The organism is Pseudomonas sp. SDT291_1_S447, assembly GCF_054070155.1.
The window spans coordinates 1-24,231 of sequence record NZ_JBSVXS010000083.1 but is presented as its reverse complement, the minus strand read 5'-3'; the positions used below and the strand labels follow the sequence as shown (position 1 = coordinate 24,231).

At 59.1% G+C, this 24,231-nt stretch carries 24 protein-coding genes; 12 read left to right on the top strand and 12 right to left on the bottom strand.

Features of this window, described 5'->3' with window-relative positions; translation table 11 throughout:
- Window positions 1-68 precede the first annotated feature (68 nt).
- The gene (gene pdxY / locus ACW9IR_RS21490) at window positions 69-941 is read right to left on the bottom strand and encodes a pyridoxal kinase PdxY (RefSeq protein WP_102902488.1); all 873 of its coding nucleotides are present in this window, start codon (window positions 939-941) and stop codon (window positions 69-71) included.
- 117 nt (window positions 942-1,058) lie between these two features.
- On the opposite strand from pdxY, the gene ACW9IR_RS21485 reads away from it, so the two are divergent.
- Window positions 1,059-1,472 (top strand): DUF3301 domain-containing protein, encoded by a 414-nt coding sequence (locus ACW9IR_RS21485; RefSeq protein WP_026000521.1) that lies wholly within the window; start codon window positions 1,059-1,061, stop codon window positions 1,470-1,472.
- Window positions 1,473-1,478: 6 nt separating this feature from the next.
- Here ACW9IR_RS21485 and ACW9IR_RS21480 read toward each other — a convergent pair whose 3' ends face one another.
- On the bottom strand, window positions 1,479-2,444 hold the full coding sequence (locus ACW9IR_RS21480; protein WP_457465080.1) for a CobW family GTP-binding protein: 966 nt from the start codon (window positions 2,442-2,444) through the stop codon (window positions 1,479-1,481).
- Between the two features lie 29 nt (window positions 2,445-2,473).
- On the opposite strand from ACW9IR_RS21480, the gene ACW9IR_RS21475 reads away from it, so the two are divergent.
- Window positions 2,474-2,830 (top strand): NADH:ubiquinone oxidoreductase, encoded by a 357-nt coding sequence (locus ACW9IR_RS21475; RefSeq protein WP_150728965.1) that lies wholly within the window; start codon window positions 2,474-2,476, stop codon window positions 2,828-2,830.
- A 4-nt stretch (window positions 2,831-2,834) separates the two neighbouring features.
- On the opposite strand, the gene ACW9IR_RS21470 is transcribed toward ACW9IR_RS21475, so the two are convergent.
- On the bottom strand, window positions 2,835-3,479 hold the full coding sequence (locus ACW9IR_RS21470; RefSeq protein ID WP_102902491.1) for a DUF1826 domain-containing protein: 645 nt from the start codon (window positions 3,477-3,479) through the stop codon (window positions 2,835-2,837).
- Window positions 3,479-4,684: a zinc metallochaperone GTPase ZigA gene (gene zigA, locus ACW9IR_RS21465; RefSeq protein WP_457465079.1), complete on the bottom strand. Its 1,206-nt coding sequence runs from the start codon at window positions 4,682-4,684 to the stop codon at window positions 3,479-3,481. The genes ACW9IR_RS21470 and zigA overlap by 1 nt, the downstream gene beginning before the upstream one ends.
- A gap of 221 nt (window positions 4,685-4,905) precedes the next feature.
- On the opposite strand from zigA, the gene ACW9IR_RS21460 reads away from it, so the two are divergent.
- Window positions 4,906-5,283: a glutamine synthetase gene (locus ACW9IR_RS21460; protein ID WP_095119732.1), complete on the top strand. Its 378-nt coding sequence runs from the start codon at window positions 4,906-4,908 to the stop codon at window positions 5,281-5,283.
- Here the strand turns inward: ACW9IR_RS21460 and ACW9IR_RS21455 are convergent.
- On the bottom strand, window positions 5,280-6,482 hold the full coding sequence (locus tag ACW9IR_RS21455) for an N-acetylmuramoyl-L-alanine amidase (RefSeq protein WP_457465078.1): 1,203 nt from the start codon (window positions 6,480-6,482) through the stop codon (window positions 5,280-5,282). The two genes, ACW9IR_RS21460 and ACW9IR_RS21455, sit on opposite strands and share 4 nt — an antisense overlap.
- 84 nt (window positions 6,483-6,566) lie before the next feature.
- On the opposite strand from ACW9IR_RS21455, the gene folE2 reads away from it, so the two are divergent.
- From folE2 to ACW9IR_RS21425, 6 genes are read left to right on the top strand one after another with little or no spacing between them, the layout of a single operon-like run.
- On the top strand, window positions 6,567-7,463 hold the full coding sequence (gene folE2 / locus ACW9IR_RS21450) for a GTP cyclohydrolase FolE2 (RefSeq protein WP_102902601.1): 897 nt from the start codon (window positions 6,567-6,569) through the stop codon (window positions 7,461-7,463).
- The gene (locus ACW9IR_RS21445) at window positions 7,460-8,128 is read left to right on the top strand and encodes a metal ABC transporter ATP-binding protein (RefSeq protein ID WP_102902494.1); all 669 of its coding nucleotides are present in this window, start codon (window positions 7,460-7,462) and stop codon (window positions 8,126-8,128) included. Before folE2 ends, ACW9IR_RS21445 begins: the two co-directional genes overlap by 4 nt.
- Window positions 8,128-8,994: a metal ABC transporter permease gene (locus ACW9IR_RS21440; RefSeq protein WP_457465077.1), complete on the top strand. Its 867-nt coding sequence runs from the start codon at window positions 8,128-8,130 to the stop codon at window positions 8,992-8,994. Before ACW9IR_RS21445 ends, ACW9IR_RS21440 begins: the two co-directional genes overlap by 1 nt.
- 11 nt (window positions 8,995-9,005) lie before the next feature.
- Window positions 9,006-9,881, top strand: coding sequence for a metal ABC transporter substrate-binding protein (locus ACW9IR_RS21435; protein WP_457465076.1), 876 nt, complete (start codon window positions 9,006-9,008; stop codon window positions 9,879-9,881).
- On the top strand, window positions 9,878-10,438 hold the full coding sequence (locus ACW9IR_RS21430; protein ID WP_102902497.1) for a gamma carbonic anhydrase family protein: 561 nt from the start codon (window positions 9,878-9,880) through the stop codon (window positions 10,436-10,438). Before ACW9IR_RS21435 ends, ACW9IR_RS21430 begins: the two co-directional genes overlap by 4 nt.
- A 3-nt stretch (window positions 10,439-10,441) precedes the next feature.
- Window positions 10,442-11,773: a dihydroorotase gene (locus tag ACW9IR_RS21425; protein ID WP_457465074.1), complete on the top strand. Its 1,332-nt coding sequence runs from the start codon at window positions 10,442-10,444 to the stop codon at window positions 11,771-11,773.
- A gap of 115 nt (window positions 11,774-11,888) precedes the next feature.
- On the opposite strand, the gene ACW9IR_RS21420 is transcribed toward ACW9IR_RS21425, so the two are convergent.
- A complete protein-coding gene (locus ACW9IR_RS21420; protein WP_095119725.1) occupies window positions 11,889-12,407 on the bottom strand; it encodes a DUF3617 domain-containing protein in 519 nt (172 codons plus the stop codon).
- A gap of 131 nt (window positions 12,408-12,538) precedes the next feature.
- On the opposite strand from ACW9IR_RS21420, the gene cls reads away from it, so the two are divergent.
- The gene (cls, locus tag ACW9IR_RS21415) at window positions 12,539-13,978 is read left to right on the top strand and encodes a cardiolipin synthase (protein WP_457465071.1); all 1,440 of its coding nucleotides are present in this window, start codon (window positions 12,539-12,541) and stop codon (window positions 13,976-13,978) included.
- Window positions 13,979-14,026: 48 nt separating this feature from the next.
- On the opposite strand, the gene cfaB is transcribed toward cls, so the two are convergent.
- The 5 genes from cfaB to hflK (ACW9IR_RS21390) all read right to left on the bottom strand — a co-directional run bounded on the left by cfaB (window position 14,027) and on the right by hflK (ACW9IR_RS21390) (window position 21,333).
- Window positions 14,027-15,214: a C17 cyclopropane fatty acid synthase CfaB gene (gene cfaB / locus ACW9IR_RS21410; RefSeq protein ID WP_095119723.1), complete on the bottom strand. Its 1,188-nt coding sequence runs from the start codon at window positions 15,212-15,214 to the stop codon at window positions 14,027-14,029.
- 167 nt (window positions 15,215-15,381) lie between these two features.
- Entirely contained in the window at window positions 15,382-17,289 is a 1,908-nt protein-coding gene (locus tag ACW9IR_RS21405) for a heavy metal translocating P-type ATPase (RefSeq protein WP_457465069.1), read from the bottom strand.
- Entirely contained in the window at window positions 17,286-18,335 is a 1,050-nt protein-coding gene (gene hflK / locus ACW9IR_RS21400) for a protease modulator HflK (protein ID WP_457465067.1), read from the bottom strand. The genes ACW9IR_RS21405 and hflK (ACW9IR_RS21400) overlap by 4 nt, the downstream gene beginning before the upstream one ends.
- The gene (gene hflC / locus ACW9IR_RS21395) at window positions 18,332-19,372 is read right to left on the bottom strand and encodes a protease modulator HflC (protein ID WP_457465065.1); all 1,041 of its coding nucleotides are present in this window, start codon (window positions 19,370-19,372) and stop codon (window positions 18,332-18,334) included. Before hflC ends, hflK (ACW9IR_RS21400) begins: the two co-directional genes overlap by 4 nt.
- Entirely contained in the window at window positions 19,369-21,333 is a 1,965-nt protein-coding gene (gene hflK / locus ACW9IR_RS21390) for a protease modulator HflK (RefSeq protein WP_457465063.1), read from the bottom strand. The genes hflC and hflK (ACW9IR_RS21390) overlap by 4 nt, the downstream gene beginning before the upstream one ends.
- 212 nt (window positions 21,334-21,545) lie before the next feature.
- Here hflK (ACW9IR_RS21390) and lpdA point away from each other — a divergent pair, with 212 nt between their 5' ends.
- Window positions 21,546-22,946, top strand: coding sequence for a dihydrolipoyl dehydrogenase (gene lpdA, locus ACW9IR_RS21385; RefSeq protein ID WP_457465062.1), 1,401 nt, complete (start codon window positions 21,546-21,548; stop codon window positions 22,944-22,946).
- Window positions 22,947-23,076: 130 nt separating this feature from the next.
- Here lpdA and ACW9IR_RS21380 read toward each other — a convergent pair whose 3' ends face one another.
- Complete coding sequence (locus ACW9IR_RS21380) at window positions 23,077-23,550, bottom strand: Lrp/AsnC family transcriptional regulator (protein ID WP_095119717.1); 474 nt, start codon at window positions 23,548-23,550, stop codon at window positions 23,077-23,079.
- Window positions 23,551-23,694: 144 nt separating this feature from the next.
- Between ACW9IR_RS21380 and ACW9IR_RS21375 the strand changes: the two genes are divergently transcribed.
- The coding region (locus ACW9IR_RS21375) for a LysE family translocator (protein WP_457465059.1) at window positions 23,695-24,231 on the top strand (537 nt) is incomplete at its 3' end.

Here is a 24,231-nt window from a genome sequence, read left to right as displayed (position 1 = left end):
TCCTACCTTGGAATGCATTTGCATGTAGGAGCTGCCGAAGGCTGCGATCTTTTTGAACGATTAGGCGATTACAGGCTGATCGCCGTCGCCTCGAACTTCACCCGCGGATGTGCAATCCGATCCTGCGCCCGCACCAGTTGCAGCTCATAACTGGCGCACGCCTGAGTTTCCAGCAACACCTCATGCACCGCCGCCGCCGTGAATTCAAACGCCGCCACCAGGCTATCGCCCAGCAGCACCCGCGCCAGGAACAGGCCGGACGTCAGATCGCCAACGCCCACCGGCTGACGTGGAAACGCCAACAATGGACGACGCAGATGCCAGCTGCCTTCGGCCGTCACCAGCAACATCTCGAAGCCATCGGCCGGTTTGCCCGGATAATCCAGGTGCTTCACCAGCACGGCTTTCGGCCCGCGCGCCAACAACGCACGCGCCATCGCCAGGCAATCAAACAAGGACTGCGGCTTACGCCCGGAAAAGCTGTCCAGCTCCAACTGGTTCGGGCACATGATGTCCGCCACGGCCGCCGCTTCTTCCAAGAGGAAATCGCTGACCTCGGTCGGCACGCTGCAGCCCTTCTCCGCGTGGCCCATTACCGGATCACACAGATACAACGCCTTTGGATTGACCGACTTGATGCGCTCGACGCCGCTGAGAATCGCCCGGCCCTGCGCCGCGCTGCCAAGGTATCCGGACAGCACCGCATCGCAGTTGCCCAGCTCGCCAATCGCGGCGATGCCTTCGACCAGCTCGGGTATCTGTTGCGGCGCCAACACTTCACCGGCCCATTGGCCGTACTGGGTGTGGTTGGAAAACTGCACGGTGTTGAGCGGCCAGACATTGACCCCGACCCGCTGCATCGGAAAAACCGCGGCGCTGTTGCCGGCGTGGCCGAACACCACGTGGGACTGAATGGCGAGCAGATGAGGCGTACGTTTCATTCGGGTCATTCCGTAAAACGATTGAAATTCAAGCCGCGCAGTATGCGACGAAACGCAGCCTGTACGACAGACCGGCGACGCAGTTAAGCTGACGCTATCTTTTGGAGTTCGATGTTGATGCTGACACTGGAAAACATCTTCGTGCTGATCCTGTTCGCCGCTGCCGGCGCGTGGCTATGGCACAACCACGGCTTGCGCGAGCGCGCGCTGGAGCGGGTCAAACAGCATTGCCTGAACGTGCGGGTCGAGTTGCTCGACGGCAACGTTGCCCTGAAGAAGATCGGTTTCATCAAGGACGCCAACGGTCGCCGCCGACTGGCGCGGGTGTACAACTTTGAATTCACCGTGACCGGCGAAACCCGCCATAACGGCACCATCACTCAGTTTGGCGCGCACAGTGCGCAGATCGAACTGGCGCCCTACCCGGCACCGTTCGACGACACGCCGCCGGTGGTTGAGGTGCACAAGCCGCGCGCCGAAGTCATCGAGTTGAGCCAGTGGCGCCAGGAACATACAAAGTGGAAGCCTTGAGCTGACTCACTGAATCCGGCATTGCGCCAAACCCTTCTGCAACTCAGCGATAGTGTGCGGGTCGACGAAGATCAGCTCGATTCGCGAATCTTTCCGCCATTCGCTAGCCTGCCAAATCAGCTTTCCGTTATCCAAAGCATTCGCAGACACCCAACCCTCCGAGCTGTGGATAACCAGTTTCGCCCGCTGCCAATTGAGGCTGGCTAGCCAGTCAGCGATGCGCCGCTTGTCGAACGTCTGTCCCGGATGCCAACGCCAACCAATGCTCCAACCGCCCTCCTGCGCCTGACTCAGGCAAATCGGCAGCGTCGGATCAGTCCAGACGGCCGGCATTTGTCCTGATCCCTTGGGTACGGCCAGGTTATCCACACCGTTGAGCGCTTTTGCGGCCAGGCCCGGTAGTTCGCTCAGGCTCAATTGCGCCTCTCGAGTCCAGATCAACGGCACTGGCGGCAACTGACTGGCAATTTTTTCCTTGGCCCTGTGATCAAGGTTTTCAGCCTTGTTCATCAACAGCAGGCCAGCGGTTGCCAAGGCTTCCTGTTGCGCTGCCGGCAAGGCTTTCCCCGCTTCAAGCGCTTGAGCATCCAGCACCAGCACACACGGCTGCACCGCCAGTACACCCAACCACGGTGCCTCATTCAATTGCTTGAGCAACTGCGCCGGATGCCCCAGCCCGGACGGTTCGATGAATAGCCGATCCGGCCGCGCCTTGCGCAACAGCCGCCCAAGACCAATCTGAAAAGGCGCGCCATTGACACAGCACAAGCAGCCACCGGCCACTTCGCCCAGTGCGATACCATCGGCGTCACTCGTCAGCAATGCGGCATCGAGGCCGATCTGGCCGAACTCGTTGATCAGCACCGCCCAGCGCTCGCCAGCCGGCCGCTGAGCCATCAGTTGACGAATCAGGCTGGTCTTGCCGGCGCCCAAAGGGCCAGCAATGACATGGGTAGGAATGTTCTGCAACATGGTCGGGAGCTTTTTTGGGAGATTCAAAGATGCGTTGGATGGGATGGTCGTTGCTGTTGACGCTGCTGTCGAGTGAAGCGTGGGCTCAGGCCTGCGTGGTGCACAGTCAGGGCGAGCGGCTCGACGTCAAAGTCTGTCAGCAGAACCGCAACATTCCGGAAAAACTGTTCAGTGACGGTTTCTGCCAGCCAACGCTGGCCGGACAGAAAGTCGAAGTACAGTACGTCGATCAATGCCCGAGCGGTGCGTTTGGTGTGTGCAGCAATGCGCAAGTCGCCAATATGCCTTATCGCCAGGACATCCACTATTACGGCATCGCCACCGATGCCGCGTATCTGAAGCCGTACTGCGAAGGCCAAAGCCAGGGTTCTTGGCTCAAGCCTTGAGGCATCAGCCGAGCCAGTCGAGGGTCATTATCAGACGACGCTCGCCCGCGCCCGGGTGCGGCGAGCGATGGATCAAGCCAAAGCCTTCATTGCCGTGCCATTTCTCGCCTTTCAACAGCGCGACGTCACCACTGGAGAGTTGCTGGATTTGCACTTGGGGTTCGGCGTTGGCCTGTCCCAGCTGACTGCGATCCATCGCGCCTTCCTTGAGCCATTGGCTGCCGACGCCGGCGTAGGTGGTGATCAGCCGTACTGGCACGTGATCGACGTGGAAACGCGGGCACATGGCTTTATCGAGTACCCGCAGGCGCAGGCCAATGCGCTTGGCTCCCAGCAAACAGGCGAAAGCGCTGACCAGCCATTTCAGATCGGCGATAAAGCCTTCATAGCCTTCCAGATCACGAAAGCCTGATGCCAGCCCGGTGAGATCAGGATCGGCGTCCTCGCTCGCCAGCTCCAGACACAACGATTCCGCCAACGGTTCGTTGAGCGACAGCAATAACTGAGCGAAATCACTGATGTGCAACGGCAGTTGCCGCTGCCAGACGGCGAGATTGGTGTCGTCATCAAGAATTCGCGTCAGCGTCCCTGGCGTCGGACCTTGATGCTGATGACGCGTGCGGTTTTGCATGAGTTTGAGTGCAAGCATCAGGCAGCCTCTTCATGCCAAGGGCCGAACGGATCCGCCAGCAATCGCCAGCCTTCTACGCCGAGGGCCATTTCTTCATCGGTCAGCAGGCAGCCGTCCAATTCGTCGGAGAGCTGTAGGAAATCGATGTTCTGACCAATGAAAACCAGCTCCTGACGACAGTCGCCTACGCTCGGCGTCCAGTTTTCCATGATCGCGGCGGTACTTTCCTGATCCTGTGGCCATTGGTTTTTCGGCACAAAACGCCACCAGCGCCCGGCGAAACCATGACGCATCAGCCCGCCGGCCTGCGACCAGCTGCCAGCGTCTGTGGGTTTGCTCGCCAGCCAGAAGAACCCTTTGGAGCGCAGCAATTTTCCGTTCAGCCACGGGCGGTCGATGAAGTGGTAGAAGCGCTCCGGGTGAAACGGGCGGCGTGCGCGGTAAGCCGTGGAGGCAATGCCGTACTCGTCGGTTTCTGGCACGTGCTCACCGCGCAACTCTTGCAGCCAGCCCGGTGCCTGGGCGGCTTTGTCGAAGTCAAATCGACCCGTGTTGAGGATCTTCTCCAACGGCACTTCGCCCATCACCATTGGAATGATTTCAGCCTGGGCGTTGAGGCGTTTGAGGATGGCAATCAACTCTTCGCGCTCGTGCTGGCTGATCAGGTCGATCTTGCTGATCAACAGCACGTCGGCGAACTCGATCTGCTCGATCAACAGGTCGGTGATGGAGCGTTCGTCTTCTTCGCCGAGGATTTCGCCACGCGAAGCGAGGCTTTCTGCCGCCTGGTAGTCCGGCAGGAAATTCACACCGTCGACTACAGTGACCATGGTGTCGAGACGAGCGATGTCCGAGAGGCTTTGGCCGTGTTCATCGCGAAAAGTGAAGGTTTCTGCGACCGGCAGCGGCTCGGAGATGCCGGTGGATTCGATCAGCAAATAATCGAAGCGCCCTTCCCGGGCGAGCTTGCTGACTTCTTCAAGCAGGTCTTCGCGTAACGTACAGCAGATACAGCCGTTACTCATTTCGACGATTTTTTCTTCTGCACGATTCAGGCTGACATCACGCTGGACTTCGCTGCCATCAATATTGATCTCGCTCATATCATTGACGATGACAGCAACACGCAAACCGTTGCGATTACGTAGTACGTAATTCAAAAGTGTACTTTTTCCGGCACCAAGAAATCCTGAAAGTACGGTAACGGGCAATTCGGCTGACATTGGATAATCCTCTTTAAATGGCAGCCGATTAGCGCTTTGCTGGCGCTTGGCGTTTTTGTGCTTCATGCGAAGGTTTTCGCTGAAAGTAAACGCTTGAAATCGGCCTGCTCAGGCTCGGTTAACTTTTATGTTATAGTATAACAATATAAATAAACCAGCCCTGCTCTTGTCTTGAGCGATAAACCGCAGGAAGCTGAGCCGATACCACGCCGGAACTCGTAATGAAAACTGCGCTGAAATACTCGTTATTGAGCCTTGGATTGTTAATGATCGGCAATGCATCGGCTCAGTTACCGGCACTTGCAACCTGTACACGCAGCGCAAATCTGTTGGCCTGCGTCGATGCCGACGGCAACGCCTATAGCGTCAACACCGTCGGCGACACGCTTTATCTGCGTGGGTTTGAAAAAACTGGCCGGCGTTATTGGGCGCAAACCAATAGCCGTTTCGGTCAGCTGACGTTCTTTACTGGCGTCGCCTCTGACGGCGAAGCCTGGGTGGGTTACACACGACGTGTCGGTTGGACGACGATCAACCGGTTCTCCAGCTCGGGCGGTAGCAGCGCGAAATTCACCTGCAGCCGGATCACCGGCTGTTAGACCTGGTCCTCTTGCTGCGCCTGCTGCCAGGCCATGTAACTGTCGACGGGAGGATTCTTTTCAAAGTAGCGCTGCAATCCTTTAAACAAACCGTCTGCTACGGCTTGCTGATGCCGAGCGGTGACCAATCGCTGGCTGTCCCGCGCATTGGAAATAAAGCCAGTTTCCACCAGGATTGAAGGCACGTCAGGCGATTTCAGCACTGCGAATCCAGCCTGTTCCACGCGCTTCTGGTGCAGAGTCGTAATGTCGGCAAGGCTGCCCAGCACCGTACTGCCAAGCTGCAAACTGGCGGCAATCGTTGCATTCATCGACATGTCGAGAATCACCCCAGCGAGCATCGGATCCTTATCTTTCAAGTTGAGCAGACTCGTTGCGCCGAGCAGGTCGGCGCCGTTCTCCCGCTGCGCCATGAAGCGTGCAGTCGCCGACGTTGCGCCACCCTCAGAAAGGCAATACACCGATGCGCCAGAAGCCGTCAGACGCGGCGCTGCATCGGCATGCACCGAGATAAAAATGTCAGCTTTGTGCTGACGGGCGATCGCCACGCGCTTGCGCAATGGAACGAAAAAGTCGTCATTGCGTACCAGCTTTACGTCAAAGCCCTTCTCCTTTTTCAGGCGCTTGGCGAGTAGCTGAGCAATGGAAAGCACCACATCTTTTTCCCGCTCACCTTTCGCACCCACCGCACCGGGATCCTTTCCACCATGCCCAGGATCGACGACTACGATGATGTCGCGCTTCGGATGAGCGCTGATCTGCGGTGTTTCACGTGGAACCTTTGGAGCTATTTTTATCGGTTTTGCGCTGACCAAATCCAATACCAAGCGATGACTTTGTCCGTCTTGCGGCGCCAAAAGAAAGCTGTTCAGTAATACCGGGCTGCTCAGATCCAGAACAATCCGCGTATCACCCTGACCCAATGGCCCGGATCGGATCGCGCGTATCACTGTGTCGTTGAGCGCCAACTGGCTGAAATCTCCACCCAAGCTTGCCCCACTCACATCAATGATTAGTCGTTCAGGCGCACTGAGCGTGAAGGTTTTGTAGCTGACCGGCCCACTCAAATCGAACACCAACCGCACTTTGTCCTCAGATCGCCAAAGCCGTGCCTGACGAATTTGCGTAGCAGACACACTGAAGGGCAAAGCAAAAGCGGCGCTGGCCAAAATCAGATTGAGCACTTGACGTCTGTGCATATGAAAACCTGTTCATGAAAAAGACATCGTGATTTGAATTGTTATAATGTAACATTGAATTGAATCACCATGATGGTCCCGAACATGAATTCGCTTTCACTCCCGGATATCGCCGCGCAGACTGCTCGCCAAGCTTTGCCACTCGAATGGGTGGGCATGCAGGGCATCGCGTTACCTGTTTTGTTGGAAGGCCAACACCTGAATGCCAAGGTTGACGCTGGAGTGAGCCTTGATGATGGCGAGGCGCGCGGCATTCATATGTCTCGGCTGTATTTGGCCCTGGAGACACTTGAACAGGAACGCCTGACACCTACTCTCCTGCACCAGCTACTCAAGCGTTTTCTGGAAAGCCACCAAGGGCTGTCCAACTGTGCGTACGTGAATATTCACTGCGACTTACTGCTGAAGCGCCCTGCGCTGATCAGCCCATTGGCCGGCTGGAAATCCTATCCAGCAACTATTTCGGCAAGCCTGAAAAATCAAATGTTCCACGTGGAACTCAAAATTGACGTGCACTACTCTTCGACCTGCCCTTGCTCAGCGGCGCTGGCGCGGCAGTTAATCCAGCAACAATTTATCGACGACTTCGCCAACAAAGGCCTTCAGCACGCAGACGTTTTGGCATGGTTAGGTTCGACTCAAGGCATCGTCGCCACGCCTCACAGCCAACGCAGCACTGCGCAATTGCATCTACACCTCGACGAATTCATCGATGAGTTCCCATTGAGCGTGATCATCAATGATGCCGAAGCGGCCCTTGGCACCGCCGTACAAACCGCCGTAAAACGTGCGGACGAACAAGCCTTCGCCCTCGCCAACGGCCAAAACCTGATGTTCTGTGAAGATGCCGCACGCCGTCTGAATCTGGCACTGCGTCGCACACCGGGAGTCAACGCATTCCAGCTGCGAGTGATTCACGCTGAAAGCCTGCACGCCCACGACGCCGTCGCCGAAAGCCACTGGCAGCGTGAACAGGCATGATTCGCTGCCAATCGCTGAGTTGGGGCGCACCGGGCCAACCACTGACGACCCCGCTGAGTCTTGAGTTCGACAGTGGCAGCCTGACCGCGATCATCGGTGCCAATGGCTGTGGCAAGAGCAGCCTGCTGAAAGTCATCGCCGGATTGCAGAAACCTTTGGCAGGTAACGTTGCCCTCAGTGTTCCACGTCAAAGCGGGTTGTCATTTCTGCCTCAGCAACAGCATCTCGACCGACAATTCCCCATCAGCCTGGAAGAGTTGATCAGCGCCGGTTTCTGGGGCCGACGGCTTTCAACACAATTGCGCGCACAACGTCTGAAAGACGCTCTGGAAAACTGGCATCTCAGCGGACTCGAGCAGCGTCCCCTCATGGCCCTGTCCGGCGGAGAACTGCAACGTGCCCTTCTCGCCCGACTGAGTCTGACCGACGCTGCGGTGCTGTTGCTCGACGAACCCCACGCCGCACTCGATGAGCTCGGCCAACAACTGCTCTGGCAGCACATCCATACCTGGCATCGCGAAGGTCGAACACTGGTCGTCGTGTGCCACGACCTCGCCGCCGTACGCCAGCACATCCCGCAAACTTTGCTGATCAAAAACCGCGAATGCGTGTTCGGAGCCAGCAACGAATTGATCCGGCAAACCCCTCACACGCAGGTGGCCTGATGCTCGCCGTCGCTCATTTCTGGCAGCCGTTCAACGAATTTGTATTCATGCGCCGCGCCCTGCTCGGCGGCTTGGTATTGGCGTGCAGCACTGCGCCGCTCGGCGTGTTTTTGATTCTGCGACGGATGAGCCTGATCGGTGACGCTGTTGCCCACGGCATCCTCCCCGGCGCTGCATTGGGTTTCTGGTTCGCCGGACTGAGTCTGCCTGCACTGACGCTCGGTGGTCTTGGCGCAGGCCTGAGCATGGCCGGCCTCGCCGCCTGGATCACCCGTCGCACGGGCCTGCGTGAAGACGCCAGCCTCGCCGCGATCTATCCCATTTCCCTCGCCAGCGGCGTACTGATTCTCGGCATCGCCGGCAAACGCCTCGATCTGTTGCACCTGCTGTTCGGCTCAGCACTGGCCGTCGACGGGCCGACCCTCAACGGCATGTTATGCGTCTCGGCATTCAGCCTGATCGCCATGGCGCTGATCTACAAACCGCTGTTGCTCGACACCCTCGACCCACTGTTCTTGAGAACGGTCAGCCGCCTCGGTCCACTCGCTCACGGCGTGTTCCTGACCCTCGTAGTGCTCAATCTGGTGATCGGTTTCCAGGCCATCGGCGCACTGATGGTGGTTGGACTGATGATGCTTCCCGCCGCCGCTTCGCGATTCTGGAGCCGCCGACTGCCGATCCTGATCGTTATCGCAGCGGTCATCGGGTGTCTCTCGGTCTGGATCGGCTTGCTGTTGTCGTTCTACTACTCGCTGCCAAGCGGCCCGGCCATCGTGCTGGTCGCAGGCCTTGGCTATCTGTTGTCCGTGGTGTTCGGGCCGGTACACGGTCTGTTACGCCGCCCACCGTTGCTCACATCCCAATGAGGTGTTTCCCGATGCGCGCTCTACTCGTGCTGTTCAGCCTGATGCTGTCGATGTCCTTGTCGGCGGCGGAAAAAATACCGGTGGTCACCAGCTTCAGCATTCTCGCCGACATGGTTCATCAGGTCGGCGGCGAGCATATCCAGATCACCAACATGGTCGGTCCGGACGCCGACGCACACACTTACGAACCGACGCCAGACGATGCCAAAGCCCTGCTCAAGGCAAAACTGGTCATCAAGAATGGCCTGGGATTCGAACCCTGGCTGGATCGACTGGTCACCAGCACCGACACCAAAGCCACCGTCATCAGTGCCAGCCACGGCGTGATTCCACGCTCACTGGATGAAGACGGCGAGACCGTTCCCGACCCGCATGCCTGGCACAACCTGGCGAACGCCGAGTTGTACGTTGCCAATATCACCAACGCACTGATCGCTGCGGATCCGGCGAACAAAGCCGACTACGAACGCAACAGTAAAACCTACCTGAAGCAGATCTACGCGCTGCTGGCTGAAGCCAAGGTCAAACTCGGTTCGCTGCCGCCGGGCAATCGCAAGATCGTCACCAGCCACGACGCCTTCGGGTATCTCGGTCAGGCGTACGGCATCGATTTCATGGCGCCACAAGGTTTGTCCACGGAGCGTGAACCCTCGGCCGCCGAAGTCGCCGCGCTGATCACCCAGATTCGCCAGGCCAAAGTCAAAGCGGTGTTCATGGAAAACATCAAGGACGCACGCTTGCTCAAACAGATCGCCGACGAAAGCGGCGCGCACATCGGTGGCACGTTGTACTCCGACGCCCTCGCCGCGAAGGGTCCGGCAAGTACCTTCACCGGTCTGTTCGAATACAACCTCAACACTCTTTACGACGCGCTGGGCCGACCATGATCCGCAAGAATCCATCCGGTGATTTACCGCAAATTGCTGAGTCAGCCTACGTCGATAAAACCGCGATCATCTGCGGCAAAGTGGTGATCGGCGAAAACGTCTTTGTCGGCCCGTATGCGGTGATCCGCGCCGACGAAGTGGACGCCTCGGGCGAGATGGAGCCGATCACCATCGGCGCCAATTCAAATATTCAGGATGGCGTAGTGATCCACTCCAAATCCGGCGCGGCAGTCACCATCGGCGAGTTCAGTTCCATCGCCCACCGTTCAATCGTGCATGGCCCCTGCGTGGTTGGCGATCGGGTGTTTATCGGTTTCAACAGCGTCCTGTTCAACTGTGTCGTCGGTAACGGCTGCGTGGTGCGGCACAACTCGGTGGTCGACGGCCGCGATTTACCCGAGGCGTTCTACGTGCCCTCCACCACCCGCATCGGACCGAACACCGACCTCTCGCAATTTCCGCCGGTGAGCGTCAGTGCCTCGGAGTTTTCCGAAGACGTGGCGCGCACCAACGTCGATCTGGTGCGCGGCTACAAAGCCTTGCAGAACGAGTTTTGAACCATGAGCAGCGTGCTGATTCGCAACGCCAGACTGGTTAACGAGGGTCGCGAGTTCGAAGGTGAGGTGTTGGTCAGCAACGGGCGAATCGTCAAGATCGCCCGTAGCATCGACGGCGAAAACGCGGCGGTAGAAATCGACGCCAATGGCCAATGGCTGCTGCCGGGCATGATCGATGACCAGGTACATTTCCGCGAACCGGGTGCGCCGGCCAAGGGCAGCATACATACCGAGTCGCGTGCGGCCGTCGCCGGCGGTATCACCAGTTTCATGGACATGCCCAATACAAACCCGGCCACCCTCACCCTCGAAGCACTGGCGGATAAAAAACGTCGAGCAGCGATCAGTTCGGTGGCCAATTATGGCTTTCACTTTGGCGTGAGCCGGGACAATCTAGATATGGTTGCGGCGCTCAATCCCTGCGAAGTGGCTGGGGTGAAAGTGTTCATGGGCGCGTCCACCGGCAACATGTTGGTGGATGATCCACAGATTCTTGAGCGGCTGTTCTCAGAGGTGCCGACAATTCTGTTGGCGCACTGCGAACACACGCCGAGTATCGACGCCAACGCAGCCAACTTGCATGAACTGTTCGGCGAGCGAATTCCACCCGGCGCTCACCCACTGATCCGCAATACCGAGGCGTGCTATCGCTCTTCTTCATTGGCGGTGGAACTAGCGAAACGTCACGGCACGCGGCTCCACGTTTTACACCTGACCACGGCCCAAGAATTGGCGTTGTTCGAGGACAAACCGCTGGCACAAAAGCGCATCACGGCAGAAGTCTGTCTGCATCATTTGTTGTTCGACGATCGCGATTACCCAAGCCTTGGGAACTTGATCAAGTGCAACCCGGCAATCAAGACTCAGGCTGATCGCGATGCCTTGCGCGCGGCCCTGAACAACAATCTACTGGATGTGATCGGCAGTGACCATGCGCCACATACCTGGGAAGAAAAGCAGCGAGCTTATGCGCAGGCGCCTTCTGGATTACCGCTGGTACAGCATGCGTTGCCAGCGTTAATGGAGTTGGTGGCGGATGAGGTTTTGCCAATAACCACACTGGTGGCGAAAACCAGCCATCGCGTCGCGGATCTGTTTGCGATTCCGGATCGTGGGTATTTGCGTGAGGGGTATTGGGCGGATCTGGTGCTGGTTGAACGGCAAACGCTGGAGGTCGATCGGCAACCGATCCTGTCGCAGTGCGGATGGACACCGTTCGCCGGGCGCAGCTTTCGGCATCGGGTGAATGCGACGATTGTTTCGGGGCAGATTGCCTGGCGGGAGGGTCGAGTGAACGAGGGATGTCGGGGGTTGGCGCTACGATTTATGCGCTGATTCAAAAAACCCAGTAGGAGCTGACGAGTGAAACGAGGCTGCGATCTTTTGATCTTGTTTTTTACAATGAAGATCAAAAGATCGCAGCGTGCCGCAGCTCCTACAGGAGATACATTTAGGCGCGGGGTTTCACAGCGCCGCAATCCTGGCCTAACCAAACCGCGCGAGTCTCGAGACTGCCCTTCTGGTTGATCCCGATCGCGTTGAACGTGCCGTTGGCCACGGTGGTGAACTCACGATCACTGAGGAACGTCGCCACCCCGGTGCCCTGCGCTTTCGGGCAACTGAAACGGAATTTCCATTGGTTGCCGCTGCGCTCGGTGATCTGCTGTTTGCAACCCGATTGCGGATCGGCCAGCGGAATATCGTTGGTCGCCACTTGCTGCGGCGTCAGACACGCGCGAATACCCTTGCCGCCGATATTGATCCCGTTCTTCTCCAGCGCTGCACGCTGTTGCGGGGTCATCTGGCCTTGCAGCTGGCCAAGGATCGATTGCACATCCATTGGCTGATCATCGACCTTGACGTTGCTCGATGTCATTTCCCACAGACCCGGCTGCAGCATCTGCGCCTGCGCAACCACCGGCAATGCCAAACCCAGGCCCAGCGCCAAACCCAGCAGACGAACGTTCATCGAAAAACTCCTGATCAGTAGTGGCCGTTAGACGTCGGCCGATTGCTTCGGTTCATGCCCCAATTAAATAGCGACATTCGCGGCAGAACATGGTCTGTTAAGCATTGAATCTTCCGGAGCAAGGCTGCCCCATGGATTATTTTGGACCGCACATTTTCGGTTATCTGATCGCCCTGATACACACCCTCGGCATGATCGCCGCCATCCATGCGGTGCTCACCGTGCGCACGGCCCAAGGCTCGATCGCCTGGGCATTGTCGCTGATCTTCATTCCCTACCTCACGCTTATTCCGTACCTGGTGTTCGGCCGCAGCACCTTTGATGGATACATCAAGGCGCGGCGTCAGGCGAATGAACAAATGCGTCAGGCCATCTCCGAATTGAACTGGCGTCCGTGGGTGGAAGAGGCACTGACTGCGCGCGCCTCGAATGCCTACGCCTCGTTACGCGCCATGCCCAAACTCGGTCGCATGCCGTGCCTGGCGAACAATCAAGTGCAACTGTTGATAAACGGTGCGGCCACTTTCGACGCGATCTTCCAGGCGATCGATCAAGCGAAAGAAGCGGTGCTGATCCAGTTTTTCATCATTCACGATGATCGGCTCGGCCAGCGCCTGCGCGATCTGTTACTGAGGAAAGCCGCCGAAGGCGTGTCTATTCACCTGCTCTACGACGGCATCGGCAGCCACGCCCTGCCCCACAGTTATGTGCAGGCATTGCGCGATGGCGGCGTCGAGGTCAAAGCATTCGCCACACGCAGCGGCTGGCTCAATCGCTTTCAGGTCAACTTCCGTAACCATCGCAAGATCGTCGTGGTCGATGGCGTGGTCGGCTTTGTCGGCGGACATAACGTCGGCGATGAATACATGGGCGAAAAACCGCCACTGGCACCTTGGCGCGATACCCATGTGAAGGTACAGGGCCCGGTCGTCGCGTGTATGCAGGAATCCTTTGCCGAAGACTGGTTCTGGGCCGCGCGCACCCTGCCGCCACTGATCCTGCCCGATGAATACCCGGATGACGGCGTGCTCTGCCAATTGCTCGCCAGCGGCCCGGCGGATGCCTACGAAACCTGCTCGCTGTTTTTTGTGGAAGCGATTCACGCGGCGACGGAGCGGGTATGGATCACCAGCCCGTATTTCATTCCCGACGAGGCAGTGTTTGCCGCATTGCGCCTGGCCGTGTTGCGTGGAGTGGATGTGCGTTTACTGCTGCCGTCGCGTCCAGATCACCGCATCGTCTACGCCGCTTCCAGCCTTTACGCATTTGAAGCCGTGCGCGCTGGTGTGCGGGTTTTCCGCTACGAACCCGGTTTCCTGCATCAGAAAGTGGTGTTGATCGACAGCGAGATCAGCGCCATCGGCAGCGCCAATCTGGACAACCGCTCATTCCGGCTGAATTTCGAAGTGATGCTGTTGACCGTCGACAGTGACTTCGCCGCCAGTGTGGAAAACATGCTCAAAGAGGATTTCGAACAAGCCTACGAAATTGCCAAAGAAGAAAGCCGGGAGATCCACCGCCTGCAACAGGTCGGCATGCGGATCGCCCGGCTGATTTCGCCGATTCTCTAAAAACCCTTCACCCTGACCATCGGCCAAGGGAGAGAGGATTATTCAGTGTTAAGGGTTATAGATGTCGTCGCGAGTCCACGGCAATTCATGGCTGCCATCCGGGTGGGCCTTTACTGCGAGGATCTGGTGCAGATTGATCCAGCCACGCGCGAACGCATAGGCGCAGCCGGCCAGGTACAAACGCCAGATGCGCAGCGCTTGATCCGGAACCAGTTTGCCAGCGGCTTCGAGATTGTCCTCCAGCCGCTCGCTCCAGTGATCCAGCGTGCGCGCGTAATGCAGGCGCAGACTTTCGACGTCGACAATCTCAAGGCCCGCTTCGCTGATCTCGGCCGAGATCATCGCCAGGTGCGGTAACTCACCGTTGGGGAATACGTATTTCTCGATGAATTCCCCGGCACCACGCCCCACCGGACGACCATCAGTGTGTTTGGCGGTGATGCCATGGTTCATCACCAGACCGCCCTCCTTGACCGCGCCGAACAGGGTTTTGCAGTACTCGGCGAGATTGGCGTGGCCGACGTGTTCGAACATGCCGACGCTGACGACCTTGTCGAAACGCCCATCCTGGGGCAAATCACGGTAGTCGAGCAACTGCAGTTCGATCTGGTCTTCCAGGCCTTCGGCTTCAACCCGCTCGCGTGCCAGTTCAAGCTGTTCCTTGCTCAGGGTGATGCCGAAGACCTTGGCGCCGAACTCTCGAGCGGCATACCGTGCCAGCCCACCCCAACCGCACCCGACATCCAGCAGATAGTCACCCGGCTGCAAACGCAGCTTGCGGCACAGATGACGGAATTTGGCTTGTTGCGCTTGCTCAAGCGTTTCGCTGCCCGTTTCGAAATACGCGCAGGAATACGCCATGTCGCTGTCCAGCCAGAGCTGGTAGAACGCATTGGACAGGTCGTAATGATAGGAGATGGCTTTGGCGTCGGTTTCCTTGTCGTGCACCGAACGCACGGGGTTACTGTCTTCATCTTCACCGAGCAAAGCATTGCTCAATTCGTCGCAGACCCGGATGACTTCGCTGATCGAGCCCTCCAGTTCGAGTTTGCCTTCAACGAATGCCGCTCCGAGCGCATCAAGGCTAGGATGGGTGAACTGAGTGACCATCTGCGGGTCCTTGACCACGATGGTAACGCTGGGCGCCGGCCCCAGATTGAACTCATGGCCGTCCCAGAGCCGCAGTCGAAGCGGTAGCTGCAGATTCTGTAAGGCCGGTGGAAGTTGCGCGAGCATGGAAAATCCCCCTTGTTTCAGACGTCTGATCTGAGGGTAGACCATCCTTGAAAAATAGCAGGCTATCGATTTGATAGCCGCCGACTATGAACCTGGAAGGCTGTTTGATCCGTTTTCAACGCGCCTGATCTGAGGACATACAGCCCGGCGCGCAGTTCAAAAAACGATCAATTCTGCTCTTTGATCTTTAGCAGAGGCTCCTGAAAACGCAACAGACGACCGGCGTTACCCAGCACCAGCAACGTGCTGAGGTTGTGCAGTAGCGCGGCGATCATGGCCCCGGCAGCGCCGAGCCAACCGAAGGCAGCGAACACGACGATGGCCAGCGTCCAGCCCAGCCCGATGATCACGTTGACCTGCAACGTCCTGCGGCACTGACGACTGAGTCGTACGCAGGTGCCGAGCCGACGCAGATCGCTGCCAATCAAGACGATGTCCGCCGAGGCCAGCGCGATATCCGCCCCTCCTGCGCCCATCGCTACACCGACCACGCCCGCCTTGAGCGCGAGCGAATCGTTGATGCCGTCACCGACCACCATCGGCCGGAAGCCATTGTCGATTTCCTTGAGTACGCGATTGAGTTTGTCTTCGGGCAAGGCTTGGGCCTGGACTTCGTGCAAACCGACATCACGCGCCAGGGTCTGGGCCACGCTCTGACGATCCCCCGTCAGCAGCAGTTGCCGACCAAGGCCCAGTTCACGCAATTCGCCGAGGGCAAAGCGGGCTTCCGGCTTAACCGTGTCGGCCAGCAATAACCAGGCGAGGAATTCACCGTTCAGGGCCAGTCCGGCGATCGGTCCATCGTGCTCAGGGACCGATGTGGTTGCGATCCCCAACTGCGCGAACAACTCCGGTCGACCGAGTGCCGCTTCGCCCTGCTCCGTCATGGCCACCACGCCGAGGCCTTGGCGTTCGTGGATATCGCTCAGCGGTAAACATTCTTCCTGACCGACCAACCCCGCAAGCGCACGACTGACCGGGTGACTGCTTGCCGCGCCGAGGCTGGCGGCGAGCGCCATGACCGTGGAGGACTCTGTGCACGGGCTGTTGATCGACTGCAAGCGGAGGGTGCCGTAAGTCAGGGTTCCAGTCTTGTCGACGACCAGTGAGGTGAGGTCGGCCAGCTCTTCAAGGAACGCCGAACTGCGGATCAGAATGCCGTGACGTGCCGCTACCGCGACACCGGCAATCGCCGTGGCCGGAGCCGACAGCACCAACGCGCACGGACAGGCTGCGACCAACACGGCGAGCATCGCTTGGGCGTCGTGGGTGATAAACCAGGTCACCGCCGCCAGCAGCAACACCAGTACCATGTAGCTGCCGGCGTAACGTTCGAGCAAGCGAGTGATTGGCGGTTTCGAGCGCTCGGCGTTCTGCATCAACGCAATGACCTTGCCCAACGTCGACTCGCCGCCGGTGCGCGTTACTTCAATCCGCAACAAACCGTCGAGGTTGATCGCCCCGCCGAACACCGACAGGCCGACACCCGCCTCGACCGGTACCGATTCACCGGTAATCGAAGCGGTGTCGAGACTGGCCTGACCGGACAACACTCGACCATCGGCGGGAACCCGATCACCGGCGCGCACTTCAACGGTGTCGCCTGCCTTCAACGTGCCGTTGTCCACTTCGATGATCGAGCCATCTGCTTGAACCTTGCGCGCATGGCTGCGGGTCAGTTGACCGAGGGCGTGGATCGCTTCCTGCGAACCAATGACACTGCGCTCTTCCAACACATGACCAAAGATCATGATGATCGGCAGCAACGCCGCCGTCAGCAGATCACCGGTCGCCCAGGCGCCGAGCATCGCCAGGGCGATCAATTGATCGGTGATGCCGTGCAGGCTCGGATAGCGCAGGCTGAACCACGCCGAACGCATCACCGGCACGCCCACCAATAAAGATGCAAACCCAAGCAGCAACTGACTGACACCGGTTTGCTCGGGCATCTGCCAGCGCCAGATCAGACCCAGACCCAACAGGCCCAGCGCAAACATGGCCAAGGTGAGTTGTCGTGCAGCGCGGCGTTGTTCGGCCGAAGACAAAAGGCTCGGTGCGGCGGTCGTCGCAGTCATTTACTGGCTCCCTGAATGATCAAGCGGGAATCGTCTTTCGGGTCGACCGTGGTCACCGATCCGGCCTGGCCGAGAATCTTCGGCATGCGCTCGCGGTACAGGCGCAGGAGCATTTGCGGATCGGTAGTTTTGGCCAGACTCGACACTGTGGCTGTGTCAGCAGAGGCTTTGGCCAAACGCTCACCGGCCTGCGCATGGGCGATTTGTAGCGTGCGATCGGCTTGTTCGTTGGCGCTCTGGGTGAGTTTCTCGGCGTCGGTACGTGCATTGGCCACGGCTTTGTCGGCCTGCTGGCTGGCGGTCAGCACCGCGTTGAAAGCACTGACCGCCGGATCGGGCAGACTCGATTGCACATCGACCCGCGCCACTTCAATGCCGATGCCCTGCCCGCTCGCTTTCAACTCGGCCAAGCGTTTGTTGATACCTTGCACCAGATCACCGCGCAGTTTTTCCCGACGTTCCGCGGCTTGATTGTCGGCACCGATCAACTCCGGCCGAGCGACCAGAATGGTGTCCAAATCTCGTGCGGCCGTGAGCGCCACCGCGCTGCGTGTCACCAAGCGATCCAGTGCCGGCAAGACATGCTCGCCCTGCAACACGAAGTCGTAAGGGTCAGTGACTTTGTAGAACACCCGCACATCGAGTTGCACTACGCCGGCATCACCGGTCAATAAATAACCAGATCCCGCCAGCGCATCGCTTAACGGTACGGCGAAAGACGCGACACGATCAGCCTTTAGTGCTTCATCGCTGCGCAACAGGTTTTCCACTCGACGTTCAATGATCCGATCCGCTGCCGGTAGCAAAATCACCTGTTCGAACGGCTGTGGCCAGGCCAATAACAGACCGGCATTGTGGATGCGATCAAGTGCGCCGAAATGCAAAACCACCGCACGACTCTGCGGATCGATCTGCCGCACATTAGAAAATGCCCACGCCAGCGCGGCCAATATTGTCACCGCATACAGGGCGAAAAACGCCAAACGCCCTGCCTGAATCCACGGACTATTCAGCGCATGTGTTCCACGTGGAACTTCGTCATTCATGGCTGCGATCCGGTTTTGCTGTCGAGTGTCGGCGGGCCGTCGACCAATACACGGAAGGGCGCGGCGTCGGTGCGCAGAATCAGTTTGGTGTCCGGCGTAACGATGGTGCCGAGGGTATCCAGCGAGCGCAGCAAATTGTAGAGCTGTGGTGAACTGGCGTAAGCGCGACCATAAATCTGCGCCGCTTCGACGCGAGACTGCGCTTCGATTTCTGCTGCCTTTACCGTGGCATCCGCTTGAACAATCCGCGCATCGCGTTCGGCAGCGGAACGGATTTGCGCGGCTTCACGTTTGCCGATCGCCGTGCGTTCAGTGGCGATGGTTTCCCGCTCGGCGCGCATGCGATCGACGGTGGCGGTAAGTGTCACCGACGGCAAGGTCAAACGTTCAATGCCGACTTGCACCACCCGCACGCCATAGGTCGCGAGCAATTGCTGATCGATCTGCTCGCGCAACTGCGCTTCAAAATCGGCGATACGTACCTGACTGGCATCGGTGTTCACCAGACTCGCCAGATCAAAACTGCTGGCGGTGGTTTCCAGGGCCGAGCCGACGAAGGTGCGAATCTGCCGCGCTGCTTCATCCGGTTGGTTCTGCACCGCACGCATAAAGCGCTGCACATTGTCCGGATCACCCTGTACCTGCCACGCCACATAGGCCTGAACGATGATGCGCAAACCGTCGCGCGTGCCGACATCCTGCAAGCCACTGGAGGTCGTCCGCAAACGTAAGTCCACCGGAATCGCCGCCTCGAACGGCGCCGGCCAGCGCCAGCTCAAACCCGGGTCGAGCAGCACCCGCGATGGATTTCCGAAACGGGTAATGACCGTGGCTTCGCCGGAGCGCACTTGCACCAGGCTCGCCGCCGCAATGGCAAACGCCCCCACCAAGGCTGCCCAGCCCATCCGGCGCCACGGAAAAGGCCCGGCCTCTTCCGGCGCACCGTGGTGGTGATGGCCATGATGATGGTGATGCCCGCCGTGACCGTGATCGTGGCCGCTGTGGTCATGATGATCGTGTGTGTGCGACTGGCTCAATGGGCGACTCCTGGTTGAGCGGTGGTGCGCGCGGGCGTCGGGTCAGCCGGCAGCGAGAACGTACGCAGGTCGATGGTCGGGGCATTGCCGCTTCCACCCAGACGATGATCGAGTATCAGTAATTTGGCTTTGCTCAGGCCTTGGCTGAGCTGGCCGAGGTATTGCTCGAGCACAAAGGCCTGACCAGCGCTGGCTAAGGCTTTTTGCTCGGCACGGAATCTCAGATCCGCCGCCTGCGCCGTAGCGCTGGTTTCCCGCGCATTGGCGCTGGCCTGGTCGCGAGCAAGACTGGCCTGCAGCTGCGCCTGATTGCTCGCTTCCGCCGCCGCGCCTCGCTCACGGGAGATCAAAGCCTGCGCACCAATCTGCGCCGCTTGCACGCTGTGATAGGCATTGGCGGCACCGGCCGGCGGGTGAATGGCTTCAACGACCGTGGCGAGAATTTCCACACCGCTGTCGAGTTTTTGCAGATCGCTTTGCACCGCGCGACCGATCTCCTCGCCCAACCCGACACGGTCTTGACCGAGCAAACCGTCGAGCGTGCGTGAAGCAAAGTCGTGCACCAGAATCCGGCTGGCGGTGCTGCGGAGCAGCGTCGGCACATCGGCACTGTTGTAGGTCGCGGCCAGCGCAGCCTGATCAGTCAGGCCAATGCGATAGACGAAGCGCACGTCCATGTTGACGATCTGAAAGCTCTGTTGCTCGCCACGGCTGCTGGCGATGACTTGCGACTTGTCGTTGACATGACTGGCGTCCCACAAACGGTTGGCGGTTATGGGCGCCGGCCCTTCCGCTGGATCGGCTTGCAGCGGTGCAGGGTTCTCGCCGACGCTGGTGGCCAATTCATGGACCACGCCGTTTTCAACGATCAACACCCGCCCCAGCGGCCACGGTAGACCCGTGTGCAATCCCGGGCCGAACACCTGCACCGGTTTGCCGAAACGTTCATAAATACCACGACCCTGTAACGGGATTTCATGGATTCCAGTGAGTAACCAACCCACCGCTGCAACCAATGCCAGCACCGGCAGAAACGCCCGGCGCATGTAACTGAATGCCCAGATCTGGCGCAGATCGATGCCGAAGCGGTTGTGCAATTCATGCTGCAAGGCAAGTAACGGCTGCGGAGGCCAACGCAGCATGTCGGCGACAAAACTGCGCGCCAGCAACGTCGGTTCAAACCGCTCACGGCGAGGGCTGAATACCGAGAGAACAGCGCGCAATAGCAACTCGATCGCGACCAGTCCCGGCAAGATGCCGATCAACACGGCAACGCGCGCCGGCCACACGACATTCTCGCCGGCAAACAACAAACACAACGCGCCCAGCACCAGACTGATGATCGCCACGCGCGTCAGTTGTGCCAATGCCCCTGCTTCGGGCCATTGCGCTGGATGTTCCTGGGCCAGTTGCCGCTCCAACACCAGCAAACCGAACGCCAGCATTAGCGCCAACGCAGCCCCCACCGTGGCAGATAACCCCATGGCAGCGGCCGGCAACGCGAGGTTCCACACTGAATCGATGCTCAGCACCACCAGCAGCGCCCAGCCCGCCAGCCACAGCGTCGCCGCACCGATCTGGTTGAGCAGATGCAGACTGCCTTGGCTCAAGCGCTCCAACAGCCGCTCGTACCAGCCCTGCGGTTCGGATTGTTCCTCCTCAGCAAGCGGCGCCAGCACAACAGCAGGATTGATCACCTGCGCGCGCCATTGCGTCACCCACCACGCCGATTGCAGCCCTGCGACCAGCACCAGCAACGCTGCACTCTGATTGACCAGCAGCGGCAGCCACAAGGACTGCGGGGAGAACAGCCCGACAAAAAACGCCAGCACCCACCCTGCCCCGGCCAATCCGCCGAGACCGATCGCCCAGCGTCGCAGGCGTCGGCTTTGCACGGCTGCCTGCTGAAAGCGCGGCAGTCCGGTCACTTGCGTGCCTTCTTCGTCCAGATCGACTTGCATATCACCCCAAATTCATTGGCTCACACCTGTATATCGTTACGATATAACGAAATAGGTGAAATATTCGTACACAATTACGCTTATTCAAAGATGCCCAACCTGTCGCTTCCCTGAAGCCTTGACCGAAATGTGGGGAAACGCACATATTACGTTCGTAATTTTCATCCGGAACTACTTTTAGCGATCCGCATCCATCAAACAGGAGCAAGCGCATGAGCAACTATGACGTGGTGATTCTGGGCGGCGGCCCCGGTGGCTACAACGCAGCAATCCGCGCCGGCCAGCTGGGTCTCAAGGCCGCTTGCGTGGAAGGCCGGGCAACGCTCGGCGGCACCTGCCTGAACGTCGGTTGCATGCCGTCAAAAGCGCTGTTGCATGCCTCGGAACTGTACGACGCGGCGATGGGCGCGGAATTCGCCAACCTCGGTATAGAGGTCAAACCGACCCTGAACCTCGCGCAAATGATGAAGCAGAAAGACGAGAGCGTGGCCGGCCTGACCAAAGGCATCGAGTTTCTCTTTCGCAAGAACAAGGTCGACTGGATCAAGGGCTGGGGCCACATCGACGGCCCCGGCAAGGTCACAGTGACCGACGATCAGGGCGGCAAAGTCGAGCTGACCGCCAAGGACATCATCATCGCCACCGGTTCCGAGCCCACTCCCCTGCCCGGCGTCGAGATCGACAACCAGCGCATTCTTGATTCAACCGGTGCGCTGTCCCTCAGCGAAGTGCCCAAGCACCTGGTGGTGATCGGTGCCGGGGTGATTGGCCTGGAACTGGGCTCGGTATGGCGGCGTCTGGGCGCGCAGGTCACCGTGGTCGAATACCTTGACCGCATCTGTCCGGGTGTTGATGGCGAGGCCGGTAAAACCCTGCAACGCTCGCTGAGCAAACAGGGCATCGCTTTCAAACTGAGTTCGAAAGTCACCAGCGCCACATCTTCCGCCAACGGCGTACAACTCAGCGTCGAGCCTGCCGCTGGTGGCACTGCCGAGTTGCTTGAAGCCGATTACGTATTGGTCGCTATCGGTCGCCGCCCTTACACAAAAGACCTCGGTCTGGAGAACGTCGGCCTGAGTACCGACAAACGCGGCATGCTCGCCAACAAACAACACCGCACCGAAGCCACCGGCGTCTGGGTGATCGGCGACGTGACCTCCGGGCCGATGCTCGCGCACAAGGCTGAAGACGAAGCGATGGCCTGCGTCGAGCAGATCCACGGCAAGGCTGGCGAGGTCAATTACGACCTGATCCCCAACGTGATCTACACCCGACCGGAACTGGCCAGCGTCGGCAAGACTGAAGAACAGCTCAAGGCTGAAGGCCGTGCCTACAAGGTCGGCAAGTTTCCGTTCACCGCCAACAGCCGGGCGAAGATCAACCATGAGACCGAGGGCTTTGCCAAAGTCCTCGCCGATGAGCGCACCGATGAAGTACTCGGCGTACACCTGGTCGGCCCGAGCGTGAGTGAAATGATTGGCGAGTTTTGTGTGGCGATGGAGTTCAGTGCTTCGGCTGAGGACATTGCTTTGACTTGCCATCCGCATCCAACAAGATCAGAGGCGTTGCGCCAGGCGGCGATGAATGTCGAGGGGATGGCGACGCAGATGTAGGCAGGAAATACATCAGGTGACTGGACGTCCGCTATCGCGAGCAGGCTCACTCCTACAGTTGACCGAGTTCTTCAGAAACACCGCGATCAATGTAGGAGTGAGCCTGCTCGCGATTGGGGACACCTCGGTCTCAGGCAGGAAGATGCCCCAGCGGCAACGCCCCCGGCGTCTTCACCGTATGAATCGCAAAGTTGCTGCGAATATCGCTCACCCCCGGCAGTTTCAACAGGCAGCCGCTGAGAAAACGGTCATACGCACGCAAATCCGGCACCACCACTTGCAACAGAAAATCCGACTCGCCCGAAACCAGAAACGCTGAAATCACCTCCGGCAGCGCCGTCACCGCAGTGTAAAACGCCTCGGCCTGTGCATCGTTGTGGCGCTCGACCTTGACCCCGACAAACACCGTCAGCCCCAGGCCGACTTCATCGCGATCGAGATTGGCCTGATAACCGCGAATCACCCCGGCCTCCTCGAGCATCCGCACCCGGCGCAGACACGGTGAGGCCGACAAGCCGATTTCGTCCGCCAGCTCGACATTGCTCAGGCGTCCATTGCGTTGCAGGGCCGCGAGAATCTTGCGATCAAAGGCGTCGAGTTTCATGTTTGGCAGATCCCGCTAGCTGTTACGTCGAAAGCCAGCAGGTTATGCCAAAACAGCAGGCTTTTGAAGTGGACTACGCAAGCACCTGCTCCACCTTTCGGCCCTAGACTTGGCGCACCGAATCGACAACGAAAGGGGTGTAGCGTGGCGAGTCTCTGGCTGTTTTTCCTGGCATTGGCCGTGGTCTATCTGTTGCCCGGCCCGGACATGATTCTGCTGCTGCAAACTGGCGCTCGGCAGGGACGCGGCGCGGCACTGGCCACCGCTGTCGGTCTGGGCATCGCGCGTGGTTGTCACGTGGCCTTAGCGGCGCTGGGGCTGGCGGCACTGTTCAAAGCCGCGCCGTGGACGTTCGAGGTGGTGCGATTGGCTGGGGCGGCGTATCTGCTGTGGATCGGAATTCAATGCCTGCGCAGCACCCTGCTGCCGAACCTGAATGCTGGCGAGCCTGGCGTTTCCCACGGGCAATGGCGCGAAGCCGTCCGACGCGGCTTGCTGACTAATCTGCTCAATCCCAAAGCGTTGTTGTTCTGTTCGGTGTTGCTGCCGCAATTCATCGTCAATGATGGTGCGCCGGTGCTAAGTCAGTTTGCCGTGCTTGGCACGCTGCTGGTCGGCGTCGGCCTGCTGTTCGACAGCGCTTACGCGCTGACCGGCGCCGCGCTGGGCCGTTGGCTGCAA

Coding starts and splice junctions, on each gene's coding strand:
- pdxY (WP_102902488.1), bottom strand. CDS start 941: ATGAAACGTACGCCTCATCTGCTCGCCATTCAGTCCCACGTGGTGTTC.
- ACW9IR_RS21485 (WP_026000521.1), top strand. CDS start 1,059: ATGCTGACACTGGAAAACATCTTCGTGCTGATCCTGTTCGCCGCTGCC.
- ACW9IR_RS21480 (WP_457465080.1), bottom strand. CDS start 2,444: ATGTTGCAGAACATTCCTACCCATGTCATTGCTGGCCCTTTGGGCGCC.
- ACW9IR_RS21475 (WP_150728965.1), top strand. CDS start 2,474: ATGCGTTGGATGGGATGGTCGTTGCTGTTGACGCTGCTGTCGAGTGAA.
- ACW9IR_RS21470 (WP_102902491.1), bottom strand. CDS start 3,479: ATGCTTGCACTCAAACTCATGCAAAACCGCACGCGTCATCAGCATCAA.
- zigA (WP_457465079.1), bottom strand. CDS start 4,684: ATGTCAGCCGAATTGCCCGTTACCGTACTTTCAGGATTTCTTGGTGCC.
- ACW9IR_RS21460 (WP_095119732.1), top strand. CDS start 4,906: ATGAAAACTGCGCTGAAATACTCGTTATTGAGCCTTGGATTGTTAATG.
- ACW9IR_RS21455 (WP_457465078.1), bottom strand. CDS start 6,482: ATGCACAGACGTCAAGTGCTCAATCTGATTTTGGCCAGCGCCGCTTTT.
- folE2 (WP_102902601.1), top strand. CDS start 6,567: ATGAATTCGCTTTCACTCCCGGATATCGCCGCGCAGACTGCTCGCCAA.
- ACW9IR_RS21445 (WP_102902494.1), top strand. CDS start 7,460: ATGATTCGCTGCCAATCGCTGAGTTGGGGCGCACCGGGCCAACCACTG.
- ACW9IR_RS21440 (WP_457465077.1), top strand. CDS start 8,128: ATGCTCGCCGTCGCTCATTTCTGGCAGCCGTTCAACGAATTTGTATTC.
- ACW9IR_RS21435 (WP_457465076.1), top strand. CDS start 9,006: ATGCGCGCTCTACTCGTGCTGTTCAGCCTGATGCTGTCGATGTCCTTG.
- ACW9IR_RS21430 (WP_102902497.1), top strand. CDS start 9,878: ATGATCCGCAAGAATCCATCCGGTGATTTACCGCAAATTGCTGAGTCA.
- ACW9IR_RS21425 (WP_457465074.1), top strand. CDS start 10,442: ATGAGCAGCGTGCTGATTCGCAACGCCAGACTGGTTAACGAGGGTCGC.
- ACW9IR_RS21420 (WP_095119725.1), bottom strand. CDS start 12,407: ATGAACGTTCGTCTGCTGGGTTTGGCGCTGGGCCTGGGTTTGGCATTG.
- cls (WP_457465071.1), top strand. CDS start 12,539: ATGGATTATTTTGGACCGCACATTTTCGGTTATCTGATCGCCCTGATA.
- cfaB (WP_095119723.1), bottom strand. CDS start 15,214: ATGCTCGCGCAACTTCCACCGGCCTTACAGAATCTGCAGCTACCGCTT.
- ACW9IR_RS21405 (WP_457465069.1), bottom strand. CDS start 17,289: ATGACTGCGACGACCGCCGCACCGAGCCTTTTGTCTTCGGCCGAACAA.
- hflK (WP_457465067.1), bottom strand. CDS start 18,335: ATGAATGACGAAGTTCCACGTGGAACACATGCGCTGAATAGTCCGTGG.
- hflK (WP_457465063.1), bottom strand. CDS start 21,333: ATGCAAGTCGATCTGGACGAAGAAGGCACGCAAGTGACCGGACTGCCG.
- lpdA (WP_457465062.1), top strand. CDS start 21,546: ATGAGCAACTATGACGTGGTGATTCTGGGCGGCGGCCCCGGTGGCTAC.
- ACW9IR_RS21380 (WP_095119717.1), bottom strand. CDS start 23,550: ATGAAACTCGACGCCTTTGATCGCAAGATTCTCGCGGCCCTGCAACGC.